This window comes from Streptomyces sp. NPDC048416, assembly GCF_043200435.1.
In the GTDB taxonomy this organism is placed as follows: Bacteria; Actinomycetota; Actinomycetes; order Streptomycetales; family Streptomycetaceae; genus Streptomyces.
Window position 1 is genome coordinate 1 of record NZ_JBICXU010000024.1, and the last position, 16,124, is coordinate 16,124.

The window sequence follows — 16,124 nt, forward strand, 5'->3', positions numbered from 1 at the left end:
CGATAGCTCCGCTATCACGACGTTCCGGCGCCTTGCGATGCACCGCACCAGGCGCCGCACCCTGACCGACCCTGATCCACCAGACACCCCCTAGATGACGCCCTGGGCGAGCATCGCGTCGGCGACGCGTTCGAAGCCGGCGATGTTGGCGCCCGTCACGTAGTCGCCGGGGGCGCCGTAGCGCTCGGCCGTCTCGTGCGTCACCGCGTGGATGGACCGCATGATGCCGGCGAGTTCGTCCTCCACCCGCTCGCGGCTCCACGAGACCCGGCCGGCGTTCTGGGCCATCTCCAGTGCGCTGACGGCGACACCGCCCGCGTTGGCGGCCTTGCCCGGGCCGAAGGCGACGCCCGCCTCCTGGAAGAGGTGCACCGCCTCCGGGGTGGTGGGCATGTTCGCGCCCTCCGAGACCGCCTTGACGCCGCTCGCGATGAGCGTGCGCGCGTCGTCGACGCCCAGCTCGTTCTGCGTGGCCGAGGGGAACGCCACGTCCGCCGGGACCTCCCAGACCCGGCCGTCGCGTACGAAGCGGGCCGACGGGCCGCGCCGGGCGGCGTACTCGCTGATGCGGCCCCGCTCAACTTCCTTGATCTGCTTGAGCAGAGCCAGGTCGATGCCCTTGTCGTCGACCACGTAGCCGGAGGAGTCCGACGCCGTCAGCGGGTTGGCGCCCAGCTGCTGGAGCTTTTCGATGGTGTACAGGGCCACGTTGCCGGAGCCGGACACGACCGCGCTGAGCCCGTCAAGGGACTCGCCGCGCACCTTCAGCATCTCGGCGGCGAACAGCACGGAACCGTAGCCGGTGGCCTCGGGACGGATCGCCGAACCGCCCCAGCCATGGCCCTTGCCGGTCAGGACGCCGGCCTCCCAGCGGTTGGTGATGCGGCGGTACTGGCCGAAGAGGTAGCCGATCTCGCGGCCGCCCACGCCGATGTCCCCGGCCGGGACGTCCGTGTGCGCACCGATGTGCCGGGACAGCTCGGTCATGAACGACTGGCAGAAGCGCATGACTTCGGCGTCGGACCTGCCGTGCGGGTCGAAGTCGCTGCCGCCCTTGCCGCCGCCGATGCCGAGGCCGGTCAGGGCGTTCTTGAAGATCTGCTCGAAGCCGAGGAACTTCACCACGCCGATGTCGACCGACGGGTGGAAACGCAGGCCGCCCTTGTACGGGCCGAGCGCGCTGTTGAACTCCACCCGGTAGCCGCGGTTGACGTGCACACGGCCGCGGTCGTCGGTCCACGGGACCCGGAAGATGATCTGACGCTCCGGCTCCAGAAGCCGCTCGACGAGCCCGCTCTCGGCGTACTCGGGGCGGGCCGAAAGGACGGGGCCCAGGGTGTCGAGGACTTCTCGCACGGCTTGGTGGAACTCGGGCTGTCCGGGGTTGCGGCGCTCGATGTCCGTCCGCAGTGTGTCCAGCCTGTCCTTGGGGTCAGTCACGATCAATTCCCTTCCGACGGAGGTTCCAGGGGCGTGCGGGCCCAGATCACAGTGCCACACCCTGCCCCGGGCGGGGACGGGCGGTCCACCCCTCGGAAGGGCGAGCAGGGCGGCAGCACGCGACGCGGCCGGGCGGGGGCGGGCTCGGCCCGCGCCCCACCCGGCTCACAGTCCCGGGCGTCAGCCCTGGGTCAGGGCGCGGCGCAGGAGAGGGAGCAGACGGTCCCAGTGCAATTGCAGCGCGGCGGGGTCGAAAGCGTCGGTGTCGGACATCGTGAAACCGTGAACGCTGCCGGGGTAGATCTCGGAGGTGTGGTCGACGCCCGCCGAATCGAGGGTCTGGTTGAGCTCATCCAGGGCCTCGGGTGTCAGATCGCTCGCCGCGTGACCGAAGTGGACGGGGGCCGCGAGTTGGGAGAAGAGGCCGGGCCCGTCCGCGCCCACGGGAGCGTGGAACGCGGCGGTGGCGGCCACCCGGCCGGGATGAGCGGCGGCGGTGCGTACCGCGAGGAGGCCGCCGATGCAGTAGCCGGTCACCGCCACCGGCCCGTCGACGACCTCGGGCTGCGAGGTGAGAAAACGGAGGTAGGCGTCCGCATCGCGCACGGTACGTTCAGCGGTGTGCGCCTGAATCATGGGCATCAACTGCGCGAAGATCGCGGGCCGGTCTTCGCTTCCGATGAACTCGGGGAGCTCGATCACCGGTGTCGGGCCGTGCCGGTAGAAGAAGTTGGGGACCAGCACGTAGTACCCGTGGCCGGCCAGTTCGAGGGCCATGGCGCGCAGTACGGGCCGGATGCCGAAGCCGTCCGCGTACATCAGCACACCGGGGTGCCGTTCGCCCCCGTCGGGGAAGGCGGCGAACGCGTCGGACTGGCCGTCGGCGGTGGGGATCCGCAGAGTCTTGGTGGGCATGAGGGCTCCTGTCGTGGTTGATGTGCCAAGCTGTTGATCAACAAGCCTGTGGTCAACACGACGGAGGCGGAGCTCGCGCAGCGGCGCCGGATCCTCGCTCCAGCAGCGGGCCGGAAACAGCGCGCACGGCGCTCAGCAGAGCACCGGGTCACCAATCTGTGTGTGGCGCAACGCCGTCCCGGTATCCATGGCCACAACGTAGTCCACGGGCCGACCCTGCGGCCAGTACCTGTGCTCGGCGGGGTGCGGATCGGGAACCCGACAGGGCTGGTGGGGTGCGGTGAAGACGCGGGGGTTCTGCCGCCCCCGTCAGCCGAGGTCCGCCGCCTCGGCGGAAGGGGCGGCCGTGCCGGGCCGCGGCGTCACGGAGTCCTGCGACGCCATGCGGTCCAGAGTGGCGTTGAACTGGGCGCCGATCAAGAGCGAGAGGTTGGTGAACCAGAGCCAGACGAGAAACACCACCACGCCCGCCAGGGAACCGTACAGCCGGGTGTAGGACCCGATGTGGCCCGCATACAGGGTGAACAGCGCCGACGCCGTGTACCACAGCAGGACCGCGAGGACGCCCCCGGGAAGTCCTCGGCGGATGCCCCGCGTCTGCGCCGGACCCGTACGGAAGAGGACGAGTACCAGAATCGTCACGACGCAGAGCAGCACCGGCCAGCGAAGCGCGCTCCATGCCACGAGCCCGTCGACTCCCACCAGCGATGCCACTCGGCGGGCGAACGGGCCCGATATCACGATCAGGCCCGAGCCGGTCAGGAGCAGCGCGAGAAGGAGAACGGCGGTGGCGATGATGGTGTGGGCCGTACGCAGCGGGGGCCGGGTGTCGGGCATGCGGTGCATCGCGTGCAGGGCCCGACGGAACACCGCGAGGTAGCTCGACGCCGACCACAGGGCGCTCGCCGCGCCGGTCACCACCAGGACCCACACGGTCGAGCCGGCGTCGGTCATCTGCTGGAGCGCGTCACGCAGGGCGGCCGCCGATTCGGCCGGGGCGTACGAGGTGAGATCGTCGATGAGCCCGCTGGTCGCCTGCGGCGCCGCCAGGCCGATGGCCGAGACCGCGACCAGGAGTGCGGGCACGAGCGCGAGGACGGCGTAGTAGGTCAACGAGGCAGCCCAGTCGGACAGGTTGTCGTTCCACACGGCCACAGCCGTGTCGCGCAGAGCGGTGCGCAGCCGCCAGGCTCTGGAGGCAGCGCGCAGGCGCCTGTTGGCAGCCGGACGGGAGGATGCGGGCACCTGTATGTCTCTCTCTTCGTACGTCGGACGCGCTGTCACGGGTATCCGCTGACGCGTGTTCCATGCCGCGGGCACCCGTGCCCTTTCGCGGCACCAGCCCTGCCCGGGGTACCGGCATGGCGTGCACCACGACGCGTGACCTGGCGGCGGGCTCCGACCGCGGCGTGTACTGGCCCGCACGAGCGGCGGCCCGGGCGGCCTTCGGCGCGCCCGATGCCTCGCCGTCGTGTGCACCTCACACAGTGGGGCCTGTGAGCGACATGACGAACGGCCGACCGGCCGACAGCGCAGGGCCCATCGACGCGACCGAGGAACACCGCGCGGGCTGGTTCGAGTTGTTCTTCGACCTGGTCTTCGTGGTGACGGTCAGTGTCCTCGCGCACGTCCTGCACGGGGACCCGGGGCCGGCCGAGTTCGGACAGTTCCTGGTCCTGTTCTTCCCCGCCTGGTGGGCGTGGGCGAACCTCAGCGTCACCGTCAATCTCTTCGGATCGGGCTCGCCCCGCGTCCAGGCAATGCTGCTCGCCGCGATGCCCGCGCTCGGGCTGATGGCGGCGGCCTCCCCGGAAGGCCTTCAGGAGCGGGCCTGGGCGTACGCGCTCGGGGCGGCGTGGGTGCGTCTGGTGCTGTTCCTGATCTGGTTCCGCCACGCCCGCAGCGCCGGCAGCCCGCTGCCACTGTGGCGGCCACTGCTGTACTGCCTGGTGCCCGCGACACTGTGGGCGGTCTCTGCCGCGCTGCCCGCGCCGGCGCGGTTCGTGGTGTGGGGCGTGGCCATCGCCCTGGAAATGGTGCTGCTCGCGGTCCGGGCCGGGATGGGAACCGCGCCCTACGAGCGGATGTCGGTGGACCATCTGGTCGAGCGGATCGGCCTGTTCGTCGTGATCGTGCTCGGCGAGAGCATCTTCACGGTGGTCGCCGCCTTCGAGGAGCACTTCACCGCTGCCTCCGGGCTGACCGCACTGCTGTCCTTCGTCGTCGCCGCCGAACTCGCCATGATCTTCTTCATCTGGGGGACGGGCAGCGCCGTGCAGGGCCTGAGCCGGGCCCAGATGGGACGGGCGACCCAGATCATGCGCGACACCGTGATGTACCTGCCGTTCGTGCTGGTCTGCGGCATCACCGTGATCGCCGCGGCCCTGGGCACCGCCGTCTCCGACCCCCACCGTGTGCTGCCCGTGGGCGCCCGCTGGGCCCTGTGCGGCGGTGTCCTCGCCTTCTACAGTGCGAACGCGGCGATTTCCGTGCGGTACGGCGACGGGGTACGCAACGTCCTGCGGTGGTACGGCCCGTGCCTGATCCTCACCCCCGGCATGCTGCTGCCCGCGGTGCTGCTGCTGCCCGCGTGGGGCGCGGTCGCCTGCGCGGCCGCCCTCGTCTTCCTCCTGGCGAAACTCTCGAAATGGCGAGCCCGGAGCCGGCCCGTACGGCGGTGACGCGGGCCTCACCCAGGGCCTTCGGGCTCGGCAGGGTGCTCACCTACATGGGCTGCCTGAAGCGGGCAGCCTCAACGGGAGGAATCCGCCTTGAAGTTCAGCCACATATCCCGCTCGACGGCGGTTGGCGTGCGCCGCCGGGTCCATCGCGATCGCTACCGGCTCCGCGCACGCCAACCCGCCGGGCACGCGAGGGAATTGCCGCGCGGACTGGGCCGGGCCCGGCCAGGTCGCGCTGTCGGCCTGCGGCTACGACAACGGCGATGGCGGCCTGGTTCCGTCGCTGGGCGTGTACGACGGTCAGATCGGCACGGACGCCTGCGCACAGCTCCTGCGAGTGAACAACGACGGCTCCACCACGCCAGTCCACGACTACGGCTGCCACGGCCGGGAGCCCCTGGGCTACTACGCGGCGAGCTGGAGCGCGTACTACCCGGGCGGCGGAACCCATGTCTTCCCGTACGGATACTGGGGCACGCCTCCCGGTGGCTCATACGGTTACTACGGCGGCGTCCAGTCACCGCGCGTCGCCGCTTGACGGTATTTTTTGGTGGTGCTTCGGTGACCGACTGCGGGCAGCTTGCTCGACTGCGGGGGCAGGCCGCCCGCGCCAGAAGATATGGCGCGGAGAGCGATGAGTTCGGGGGGTCGGCGGGGTCTGCCCTGGCATGACACGAATCAGTGCCGGTGTCCTGGCCTCATGGGACAGCTTCGTCACCTCCGGGCCGGACCCCAGCCGGCACATTGCCCCACGCGCCGGTACAGCCCAGGCACCAGGACTGCGACGTCTCGCGGTGATCCGATGACCACGGTCGACGTCAACGGAGTCGCCTTGGGCGTCGAGTCGTTCGGCGACGGCGCCGCCCCACTCGTTCTGCTCGTCGGCGGAACGACGATGCTCTCCTGGCCCGATGCGCTGTGCGAACGCCTCGCAGCCGGCGGGCGTCGTGTGGTGCGCTACGACATGCGCGACAGCGGGGTGTCGACCACGGCGGATCCGCAGGCGCCCGCGTACACCCTGCGCGACCTCGGCGCGGACGCGGCGGCCCTGGTCGACGTGCTCGGCGGAGGGCCCGCGCACCTGGCCGGGATCGGCGTCGGCGGGATGGTTGCCCAAGTGGCCGCGCTCGACCACCCGGGCGCGTTCTCGGCGCTCACTCTGATCGGCACCCGCGCGGTTGCCCCCGGCCCGCCCGACGCGGATCTCCCCGACCACGACCAGGCGGCGATGAGCCGGCTGTTCGCGCGTGCGCTGCCCGATTGGAGCGACCGAGAGGCGGTGGCGGAATTCGCCGCCGCAGGCGCGGAGGTCCTGGGCGACGACCCAGTCGCCGCACGCGACGTCGCCGTACGGATCTGGGACCGGACACCCGGTACCGCACCGCTGGTCCAGATGGCCAACCAGATGGGCCTGGTGTTTTCCAGCCTCGACTGCACACCCCGCTGGCGCGACCGGCTGCCCGAGATCTCGCTTCCCACGCTCGTCGTCCACGGCCGCCGCGACCGGTTCTTTCCCGTCGGCAACGGCGAGGCGATCGCACGCGAGATTCCCGAGGCGCGATTGCTCGTCCTTGAGGAGGCCGCCACCAAGATCCCCGCTGGGCAGGTGGCTGAGGTCGGCGAGGCGATGCTCAGGCTCGGACAGACGTAGAACACGACGTCCGCGAGCGCGGCGAGCACGACGTCGGGGCTCTGGCAGGCGATGACGAGTGGTCAGGGCAGCGTTTGTGTGTGCCAGGGCATCACCTGCCTGGTCAGACGCGCGCGCGGGCCGGCACTTCGCGGGCGAGCAGAAGCGCGACGGCTCCGAGCAGGGTGCCGGTGACCCGTCGTTGCCACGTAGCCCAGCTCGGCCTCTGTGCCAGGAAGGCGGCGATGGCGCCCGCTGCCACGACGACCAGCGCATTGATCGTCAGGCTCACGGTGATCTGTATCAATCCGAGGGCCAGCCCCTGCAGGGTCGGGTCGCCGCGGTTCGGCTCGATGAACTGCGGGATCAGCGTCAGGTACATGATCGCGGCCTTGGGATTGAGCAGGTTGGTGACCAGCCCCATCCGGAAGAGCCGGGCAGGGCTGTCGTGGGGAAACGCGCGCACGTCGAACATGGTGCGCCCTCCTGGGCGGAGCGCCTGCCAGGCGAGGTTGGCCAGGTAGACGACGCCCGCCGCCTTGAACCCGATGAACAACCAGGGCACGGCGACGAACACGACGGCCAGTCCGAGGTTGGCCATGAGCATGTAGATGACGAAGCCGACGCCAGTACCCGCCAACGAAATCAGCCCGGCGCTGCGGCCTTGGCCGATGCTGCGCGAGACAAGGTAGATCATGTTCGGCCCGGGTGTCAGGACCATGGCGACCGCGGTGAGCGCCATTCCCGCAACGGACGCACCTGATAGGGGCAGAGACTCGAAGGCTGGAGACATGCCGCTCACTCTGATGTCATGCCCTTATGCATCTCAACCCTTACGGCGAGTATGCCGTCCAACTCGCGCGATCCCTCGCTGACGATTGGCCTGCCACGCGCGCTGAGGTCGTCGCCCGGACACGGGAGTTCGGGATGACGATGCCGTTCCCCGAGCAGGAGGGCGACTACGCGCGGTGCCGGGCAGCTGTCGACGACTGGCTCACCATCGTCGACGCACCGGGCCCCGACGAGCGTGCCGCCCTGCTCAACGCGCAGATGGCCCGGGCCGCGGCCTACCCCCGCCTGACCAACCACAACGACGAGGGCTGGCACCTGCACTACCGCGACGTCGATGACGACCTGGCCCGCGTGCTGCACGCCGTCTTCAGCGTCGGCACCGCCTTGCACCTGACGACGCGTGGCATGAACCGACTGGGCCGGTGCGCCGCAAGCCCCTGCATCAACGTCATCGTCGACACCTCCCGGAACGGAACGCAGCGCTACTGCACCCCACGATGTGCGAACAGAGACGCCGTCCGCCGGCACCGAGCTCGCCACCGGCCCGGGGACTGCCCCTGACGCGCGACCTCCGACCGCGCCGACGGGTCAACGGGTCAACGGGTCAACGGGTAAGCGGGCCGACGGGTCAGCGCGGCTCAGTCGACGTGTCCGATCAGTACAGCCAGGCGGCGGCTCGCGTGACGTCATGGAACACCCTTTAGGGTGTGCGCCATGACGCTGCAACTTGTTCAGGTGAACTTCAAGGCCCGGGACGATTCGGCACTCGGCCGCTTCTGGGCAGATGCGCTCGGCTGGGGGGCTTCCAGCGAAGGACCCGGAGTCACCAACCTGGAACCCGTGGGCTTCAACTGGCCGGACCCGTCCGCGATTTGCGTCGATCTCGTCCGTGTCCCGGACCCGGAGACGGTGAAGTACCGCGTGCACCTGGAGCTCGCCACCACCTCCGACGCGCATCAGGCGGAGTTGGTCGCACGTCTGAAGGGGCTTGGGGCGACGGCCGCTGATGCGGGCCAGGGCCACGTGCCGTGGACGGTGATGGCCGATCCGGAGGGCAACGAGTTCTGTGTCCTGGAGCCCCGTGAGCTCTACCGGGACACCGGCCCGATAGCCGCTGTGGTCGTGGCCTGCGCCGACCCACGGGCGATGGTCCGGTTCTGGGGCGATGCGATCGACTGGGACGTCCACGAGCTGACCGATGACCGCGCCTTGCTGCGCTCCGTCAAGGGCGTCGGGCCGTACCTGGAGTTTCGCCGCACGGCGCACGACAAGGCCGTACGGAACCGCGTCCACCTCGATGTGATGTCCAACCCTGTTGAGGACCAGGCGAAGGAAGTCACCCGGCTCGAAGGTCTCGGGGCGACACGGGCCGACGTGGGTCAGGGTGACGTCCCCTGGGTCGTCCTGGCCGATCCGGAGGGCAACGAGTTCTGCGTCCTCGGCCGAGGCTGACGCGGGGCGCGAGGGCGCGGGACTCGGGAATCGGGGCGCGGCGGGGCGCGGGGCGCGTAGCTCAGGACTCAGGACGCGGGGCCCCACGCGCCCCGTCATCGCGGTGCGGCAGCGCACGGTCCCGGCGATGGCGAACGGCAGTCCATGCGCGATCACCGGTGCCGTGGCCGCTCCCGCAACCGAGTTGGGGCACACGTGGTGCACGACGTCGCCACGTGAGGGTCCCGCAGGGAGGGTGGGCAACCCTGCACGACTGCCGGCTCAAGGGCGACGGTGTGTGCGTCGTGCGACGCCCCGCTACTCCCCGGTGGCCCGGGTGTGCGGCTTGCGCTGTGCGGTCGTCTCCGGGCGCAGCCGCGCCGTGATCCGCCGCGTGTCCGGCCAGCGCACGTCGTAGGCCAGGCCCCACCGCTCGAACCGGGCGATGAGCCATGCCGTCAGGTCGGGCTGGCCCTTCAGGCCGCCGTGCCGGGCGCTGTTGGGGTCGGCGTGGTGAAGGTTGTGCCAGCCCTCGCCGAAGGTCAGCAGAGCCACCCACGCCACGTCGCGGGACTCGTCGCGGGTGCGGTAGTGCCGGCTGCCGAAGGCGTGGGCCACGGAGTTCACGGACCACGTGACGTGGTGGACGACGGCGTAGCGGACCAGGCTCGCCCACAGGAAGGTGACCGCCGCGGTCCTCCAGTCGTGGGTCACCGCCAGGACGAGCGCCGGAGGCAGCCCGAGCGAGACGGCCATGGTGAGGGGGTAGTAGCGGTCCAGGCGGCGTACATCGGGATCGGCCAGCAGATCGGGCGCGTACCGCGGATAGTGGGAGCGGACCGGTGAGGACGCGAACCAGCCGACATGGGCGTGCCAGAGACCCTTGAGCAGGGCCCGGCGTGTGGTGCCGTACTTCCAGGGCGAGTGCGGGTCGCCCTCCTGGTCCGCGTACTGGTGATGGCGTCGGTGTTCCGCCACCCACATCGTCACCGGGCCCTCAAGGGCGAGCCCGCCGGCGATGCCCAGGGCGATCCGCAGGGGGCGCTTCGCCTTGAACGACAGGTGGGTGAAGTGCCGGTGGTAGCCCGCCGTGATGCCCATGATGGACAGGGCGTACATGCCGGCGCCCAGGACCGCGTCGTACCAGTGCGGCCCCCAGCCGCCGGCCAGCGCGGCGGGCAGTGCCAGGGCCAGCACGGCCAGCGGTCCCACCACGAGCATCAGCAGATAGCCGGTGCGCAGCGGGAGGCCGACCGGGACGGTGTCGGGAAGGGGCGCTCGCGGGCCTTCCGCGCGTTCGAGGGACGCGGTCACGGCGTACCTCCCACGAGCGGGGAGGAAGACCCTCCCGGACGCACAAAGGACGGTGCTCCCACGAGCGGGGGAGTGGAGGGAGTCATGTGCGGCGATTATGCGCAAGAGGCACGCCCTTGGAGCTCAGGCGCGGCGGGCGGGAATGTCCGCGACGACATCCTCTACCTGGATGGATGAAGGTGCGGGCCCGGAAACCCTGGCCGACGATGGGATCCGGGACCCGAGACGCGTCCCGTGGGCACGGGCCCGGTCGGCGCATGTCGTCGTAGGGCCGAGTGCGCGGTAGGCAGTCGAGGGAGGGAGCCAGGGATGCGAGCGGACGGCCACGCACCCGGACGGCCCACACCGGACGCAGAGGATGACCGGGAGCTGCTGCGCCGGTGCGCGCGGGACGTGGTCGAGGCCGCCGAAGGCATCCGCGCGGTGTCCGCGCGTGCCGGCAGCGCGCTGTTCGCACCGGCCCTGACCGCCTCCGTACGCCGTCGCCCCCGCACCGGGCTCGCCGCCCAGTGGGCGCTGCTGCGCGCGCTGACCAACAGGCAGGGCCTGGGCGCCTTCGCGATCACCGCGCCCAAGGGCATGGGACAGGTGCTCGGCGCGGCGGGGGAGGTGCTGGGCCGGGAGAGTCTGGCGGCGCTGGTCGCCGTCACTTCGCTGCGGCTGAGGATCGCCGCGGTGCTGGTGGACCACCCCGAGTTCGAACGTGACCCCGGCATGCGCCGGCTGATGGTCGCGGTCACCGCCGACCGGGACCTGGAGGCCGTACGAGCCCTGCGCGCCCTGTTCCGCGACCAGGGCGCCCAGCGCGCGCTGTCCGGGCTCGCACCGCTGATGGCCGAACTCCTCGCGATCCGGGCGCTGTTGGACGAAGATCCCAAGAACGACGAGACCGGCTGGGCGCTCGCCGCCGGACGGGAACTGTCCGCGGACCCGCTGCACGGCATCAGCGCCGCCCACCTGTCGGCCATGGACAAGGGGGAGGGCGCCGCCGAGCCGGTGGACCTCTCCGACCAGGAGGCGCAGCTCATCGCCGCCGAGGGGTCCTTCATGGGGTTCCTCGGCAACATCGAGGTGCTGCGCACCGACGGGCGCATCCTCGTCCAGGACGTGCGGGGCCCCGACGGTGTCGTCCGCTACGTGTTGCAGGCGCCCGGCATGGCCCCGGGCCGCCCCCGCAACGACTCCCCGCAGGACTTCATCGGGGCCTGGCGCAACCTGTTCATGGCCGACTCGCCCTACACCCGCTCGATCCTGCTTGCCCTTGCGGACTACGGCATTCCGCAGGGCGCCGAGCTTGCTTTGATCGGGCACAGCGAGGGCGGCATCGCCCTGATGAACCTGGCGCAGAACGAGGAGTTCTGCCGCGCCTACCGGGTCACGCATGTCGTGACCGTCGGCTCGCCGGTCGACAACAAGAAGCCCGCCGATCCACGCACCTGGGTCGCCAGCATCACCAACCAGCACGACATCGTGCCCGTCCTCGACGGCCGGGGCGCCGGCTCCGCGTTCGACCCGCACCCGAACTGGTACGAGGTCGACTACACCGGTCCCACCCACGAGTTCCCGCTGTGCCACATGCTTCGCGAGTACATCAAGCACCTCACGACCGTCATCCCCGAGGCCACCGTCACCGTCGACGAAGCGCTCAGCCCCTACCGCGGAGCCGTCGAACGCAGCCAGGTGTATCAGCTCAAGGACCGCGCACGGCCGCCCGAGGGCTACCCCTTCCTCACCCTGCCCACCAGCGCGTTCCCCACGACGGCCGGACCGGTCGATGTCCCCGTGCGGTACTTTGACTCCTCCGCCGCCCACCTCTGCTTCCCGGTCTCCGCCGACACGGCACGCGCCTTGCTGCCCGGCGTCACCTGGATGACCCCCAGCCGACTGGCCCGACGGGCTCTCGCCGTGCTGTCGCTGTACGAACACCGCTGCACCACGATCGGCCCGTACACGGAGATCGCCCTGTCGGTTCTGGTCGACGACCTGTGGCGGCCCCGTCCGTACGACGTCGCGGCGGACCTGCTGCGCCGCGTGGACCTGCGACGCACCGGCCGATACGTCCTCTCCCTGGCCGTGACGAGCGAGGAGGCCCAGATCGTCGGCCAGGAGATCTGGGGCCAGCCCGCGGTGCGCACCGCGGCCGACGCCGACCTGATGGGCCGGCACATCACCGCCCGCTCCCGGGGTCTCGGGCTCGCCGTCGAAGGGCGGATCGGCCGTGGCGTGCGCTGCCTTGAGGCGGACTGGGTGCTCTATGGCCGCCGGAACGACAGCACCGTACGCACCCTGGTCCGGGTCCACGGCAGACTGCGGCTGCACCCCGGCAGCGGGGTCCGCCTGAGGCTGGACGGCGCGGCGGCCGGACCGCTCGCGGGTCAGCTGCGCGCACTCGGCATCGACAGGGCACGGCCGCTGTTCGTCCTGAGCTGTCCTCAGCTCATGCTCCACCGCAGCGCGGGCGCCGTCCTGCCGCGCTGACGTCCCGTACCGCACCGAACCGAGTGGGAGCCGCCATGGTGACCGAGTCCCCCCGAGCCGCCGCCTGCGAGTCCGACGAACTGCTCGGCCAGGTGCGCACATTGCGGCAGGACGCCGACCTCATGGAGGCCTACGCGCGCAGGCTGCGCGACACCGCCGCCACGCTCAGCGGCCGCCCCGCGGCGCCCGAGTGGAGCCGGGCCACCCTGGAGCAGCAGGCCGCCGCGTGCGCCACGGCGGCGGACCAACTGCGCACTGCCGCCCAGGCTTTGCTCGCTCACGCCCGCGGCTGAACCAGGCGGTGCGGCCACCTGGAACCCGGCCGCGGGAAACTTCGTTCACAGGGCCGGTGTGCGCGTGCCGCCCGCGGCGCTGCCCAGCGACACGAAGTACCGTCCCGACTCCTCCGGCAGGTTGCGGTGCACCAGGTCGGAGAAGTTCCTGGTCTCCCGGACGACAGCCATGCCCTCCTTCGAGAACGTCGAGGGGGCGAACAGACGGGGCGCGAGCAGCGGGTTGTTCAACGCCTCGGAGAACGCGTCGACGGAGATGATCCGTTCGAGGAGCCGGCCGAAGATGGCGCCCGGCTCCGGCTCCTCCGCGAACAGACCGACGTACAGGTCGATGTCGTCGGCACCGCCGTACAGGTCGCGCAGCGCCTCCTGGACCCGCAGGTCACCGGTGATCTGCCGTGGGTGGGTGACCGGCGGGAAACCGTAGTGGGCGCGGTAGTCGTTGTAGGAGGCCAGCCGCAGCTCACGGCCGACCGCGACGGAGCGCGCCTCGATGGGCAGGAGCAGTTCGTCGGTGTTGAACAGCCCCGACAGGCCTGCTGGTTGTCGTGACAGGTCCTCGAAGAGCGGCCCGAGGCCGCGGTCGAGGACGAGCTGCCCGTTGGCGATCGTCCGTGCGAGCGGCACCTCCTGGCCCGCGATCCGGTAGGTGGACGGGATGAGGCTGTGCCAGCGGTAGACGAGGCTGAACTCGATCGTCGCCCAGTTCTCCCGGTGCCACACCCCGCGATCGGTGCGTACCGGGTCGAGGACGAAGCCGAAGTGGTACGGCGTGATGTGGTTGATGTACTCCTCCAGCATCACCCGGATCATCATCACGATCAGAGTGTTGCGGGTGGTCTGGAAGACGCGCTCGTCGTCCCACCCCGGGTGAGCGGTGGCGAGAAGGCCGGCGACCCGGTTGTGCTCGCGCAGAAACAGGACGTTCAGCGCCATCGGGCCGATGTGCGCGTGCACACGGTCGCCGCCGCACGCGAAGAGCGTGTCGACGCAGTCCTTGGGCACCTCGTCGAAGCGGACCGGCACGATCGCGCCGAACTCCTCCAGGATCCTGCCGTCCCGGCACAGCGCGGGCGGGAACTCGGCTCCGTCGATGACCCGGCTCTTCAGCCTGCCGCCCTCGAAGGTGCGCAGGCACGCGGTGATCTCCTCGCGGTCGCCGTAGAGCTGGCACATGTCCAAGGTGTGCGGGGAGTCCGTGCGGCGCGGGTCGCCGGTGGCGGCGTGGCCGCGCAGGAAGCCGTCGGTGAACCACTGCGCGAACGCGGGCAGCAGCGCTGTCGAACGCGCGCAGTACCGCCCCTCGCCCTCGCGGCGGAACAGCTCGGCGACCTCCTGTGGGGCCGGCAGGCTCCCGGGCCGCCCTGCCGCCGGTGGCAGGTGCCGGCCCACCCAGGAGCGGTCGGTGAGGGAGTCCCAGGAGGTGTACGGGCTCTTCGTGCTCAACGGCTCAGGGCGCGGGGGCGCTTTGAGTACCGCCAGGTCGGTGAGGGTCGAGTTGAGTCTGCGGTGCAGCCATCTGCTGCGCCGGGCCGCCTGCCACACCGGACGGTAGTGGGTCAGCAGATGCGTCTCGAACCGGTTGCGCCGGCCGTCGCGGGACCTGTCCCGGGCTTCCTGGCGCGGCGCCGCCCGGCCCTCGGTCTCACGAGACGTGACGGTCATGGGTCCTCCGGGGGCGCGGGCGGCGGCGGTGGGTGGCGGTCAGGCCGCGGGTACGGCCGGGCGGCCGGAGCCGACCGGATAGTGCTGGGGGAAGGGGGTGCCCGCGTAGTCGAGGGCGCGTTCACCACCGGGCAGCGGACGGACACCGGGACGCAGCAGCACCCGTCGCACCAACTCCGGCACGATCACCTGGGCGGCGTACTTTCCGAGACAGTCATGGGCGCCGTACCCGAGGACGAGATTGTGCGCCGGGGGGCGACCGGGACGGAACTCGGCCGGCGCCTCCAGCACCTCCTCGTCGAACATGGCGGACGCGAAACAGGCCAGCACCACGCTCTTGGCCGCGATCACCGTCTGCCGCGGCGTCCCGGCGGCCAGCACGTGGTCACGCAGGCACAGCCGGGGAGTGACGGGCACGAACGGGTGGAAGCGCAGTGCCTCCCACACATGGCTGTCGAAGCGCTCCTCGTCGCCCGCGGCCGCCGCCCGCTCGGCCTCGGCCAACGCCTCGGGGCGCAGCGCGAGCTCCTTGAGCGCGGTGGCCGTGCACTGCGTGGCATTTTGCTGATACCCCGTCAGATAGCCGGCCAGATTGGCGTTGATCCGCTCGTCGTCGAAACCGTACTCGGCGGGCAGCCGCGTACGCAGCATCCGGCCGAGGACGTCGGGGGACCCGTCGCCGCCGTCCTCGGCCGCGGACCGGCGCCGGGTGATCACCTCGCCCACCCGCTCGCGCAGCTCGCGCCCGGCTGCCACCCCGGTCGCGTGGACCTGCGGGTCGCGGTCGGGATTGACGGCGAACGCCCACTGCATGTGGCGGGTGCAGGAGTGCAGGACCGTCTCGTCGAGACCGTCCAGGCCCAGGTAGGCGATCGCCACCCGGGCGGCGGCAAGGCGGGCGTAGTCCTGGATGAGGTCGAAGGTGTCACCACCCCGGGCGATCGCCTCGTCCAGGACGGCGTCGGCGATGCGCGCCGTCAGCTCGCGCACCCGGGGCGCGTCCTCGGCCGCCAGGAGCACCTGCCCGTAACCACGCTCGCGCCAGTGCAGGTCGGCGCCGTCCCGTGCGAGGACGAACGGGGCACCGAGCACCTCCTCCAACGCGGGCCCGAACACGCCGACGGTGAACGTCCCGGGGGCCGACAGCACCTCCAGAACGTCCGGGTGCCGGGTGACGAACACACCGACGGGCGTGCGGAACACCGGCCGGTGCGCGCGCAGTTCGGTGAACAGGGCCGCCTTGTCGGCTGCCATGCTCTGCCGCAGCAGGGCCACCCGCCGCGGGACGTCGTCCTCCGGGAGCGCGTCGTACGCGGTGAGAAAGTCCATGACGGCATTGACCCATCGCACGGCGGGCGCCGCACGTCGGGCAGGCATCCGGGGCAGCCCCGCACTGCGGCGGACCGGATCCAGGACGCCCGCACTGCGGCAGACCGCATCCGGGACGAGGATCGTGGGCGGGACCCGGACCGCCCGTCCACCCGC

14 protein-coding genes are annotated in these 16,124 nt (G+C 71.1%); 7 read left to right on the plus strand and 7 right to left on the minus strand.

Annotation, left to right across the window (positions count from 1 at the left end; genetic code table 11):
* Positions 1-90: 90 nt before the first annotated feature.
* From gdhA to ACGFW5_RS25690, 3 genes are all read right to left on the minus strand, one after another.
* Positions 91-1,440: an NADP-specific glutamate dehydrogenase gene (gdhA, locus tag ACGFW5_RS25680; RefSeq protein WP_393836632.1), complete on the minus strand. Its 1,350-nt coding sequence runs from the start codon at positions 1,438-1,440 to the stop codon at positions 91-93.
* A gap of 180 nt (positions 1,441-1,620) precedes the next feature.
* Positions 1,621-2,355 carry a dienelactone hydrolase family protein gene (locus ACGFW5_RS25685; protein ID WP_393836633.1) on the minus strand — a complete coding sequence of 245 codons (735 nt, stop codon included), beginning with the start codon at positions 2,353-2,355 and terminating at the stop codon, positions 1,621-1,623.
* Positions 2,356-2,664: 309 nt separating this feature from the next.
* Positions 2,665-3,600: a YihY/virulence factor BrkB family protein gene (locus ACGFW5_RS25690; RefSeq protein ID WP_393836634.1), complete on the minus strand. Its 936-nt coding sequence runs from the start codon at positions 3,598-3,600 to the stop codon at positions 2,665-2,667.
* Between the two features lie 260 nt (positions 3,601-3,860).
* On the opposite strand from ACGFW5_RS25690, the gene ACGFW5_RS25695 reads away from it, so the two are divergent.
* The 3 genes from ACGFW5_RS25695 to ACGFW5_RS25705 all read left to right on the plus strand — a co-directional run bounded on the left by ACGFW5_RS25695 (position 3,861) and on the right by ACGFW5_RS25705 (position 6,687).
* Entirely contained in the window at positions 3,861-5,036 is a 1,176-nt protein-coding gene (locus ACGFW5_RS25695; RefSeq protein ID WP_393836721.1) for a low temperature requirement protein A, read from the plus strand.
* Between the two features lie 124 nt (positions 5,037-5,160).
* Positions 5,161-5,574, plus strand: a complete 414-nt coding sequence (locus ACGFW5_RS25700; protein ID WP_393836635.1) for a hypothetical protein — start codon at positions 5,161-5,163, stop codon at positions 5,572-5,574.
* Positions 5,575-5,838: 264 nt separating this feature from the next.
* The gene (locus tag ACGFW5_RS25705) at positions 5,839-6,687 is read left to right on the plus strand and encodes an alpha/beta fold hydrolase (RefSeq protein ID WP_393836636.1); all 849 of its coding nucleotides are present in this window, start codon (positions 5,839-5,841) and stop codon (positions 6,685-6,687) included.
* A 103-nt stretch (positions 6,688-6,790) separates the two neighbouring features.
* Here ACGFW5_RS25705 and ACGFW5_RS25710 read toward each other — a convergent pair whose 3' ends face one another.
* Positions 6,791-7,408 carry a LysE family translocator gene (locus ACGFW5_RS25710; protein WP_393836637.1) on the minus strand — a complete coding sequence of 206 codons (618 nt, stop codon included), beginning with the start codon at positions 7,406-7,408 and terminating at the stop codon, positions 6,791-6,793.
* A gap of 185 nt (positions 7,409-7,593) precedes the next feature.
* On the opposite strand from ACGFW5_RS25710, the gene ACGFW5_RS25715 reads away from it, so the two are divergent.
* The gene (locus tag ACGFW5_RS25715; protein WP_393836638.1) at positions 7,594-8,019 is read left to right on the plus strand and encodes a CGNR zinc finger domain-containing protein; all 426 of its coding nucleotides are present in this window, start codon (positions 7,594-7,596) and stop codon (positions 8,017-8,019) included.
* A gap of 153 nt (positions 8,020-8,172) precedes the next feature.
* On the plus strand, positions 8,173-8,910 hold the full coding sequence (locus ACGFW5_RS25720; protein ID WP_393836639.1) for a VOC family protein: 738 nt from the start codon (positions 8,173-8,175) through the stop codon (positions 8,908-8,910).
* 297 nt (positions 8,911-9,207) lie between these two features.
* Here the strand turns inward: ACGFW5_RS25720 and ACGFW5_RS25725 are convergent, their stop codons facing one another.
* The gene (locus tag ACGFW5_RS25725; protein ID WP_393836640.1) at positions 9,208-10,203 is read right to left on the minus strand and encodes an acyl-CoA desaturase; all 996 of its coding nucleotides are present in this window, start codon (positions 10,201-10,203) and stop codon (positions 9,208-9,210) included.
* A gap of 309 nt (positions 10,204-10,512) precedes the next feature.
* Between ACGFW5_RS25725 and ACGFW5_RS25730 the strand changes: the two genes are divergently transcribed.
* Positions 10,513-12,681, plus strand: a complete 2,169-nt coding sequence (locus ACGFW5_RS25730; protein WP_393836641.1) for an acetoacetate decarboxylase family protein — start codon at positions 10,513-10,515, stop codon at positions 12,679-12,681.
* A gap of 35 nt (positions 12,682-12,716) precedes the next feature.
* Positions 12,717-12,974: a hypothetical protein gene (locus ACGFW5_RS25735; protein ID WP_393836642.1), complete on the plus strand. Its 258-nt coding sequence runs from the start codon at positions 12,717-12,719 to the stop codon at positions 12,972-12,974.
* Positions 12,975-13,019: 45 nt separating this feature from the next.
* Here ACGFW5_RS25735 and ACGFW5_RS25740 read toward each other — a convergent pair whose 3' ends face one another.
* Both ACGFW5_RS25740 and ACGFW5_RS25745 read right to left on the minus strand, forming a co-directional pair.
* Complete coding sequence (locus tag ACGFW5_RS25740) at positions 13,020-14,639, minus strand: peroxidase family protein (RefSeq protein WP_393836643.1); 1,620 nt, start codon at positions 14,637-14,639, stop codon at positions 13,020-13,022.
* 39 nt (positions 14,640-14,678) lie between these two features.
* The coding region (locus ACGFW5_RS25745) for a cytochrome P450 (RefSeq protein WP_393836644.1) at positions 14,679-16,124 on the minus strand (1,446 nt) is incomplete at its 5' end.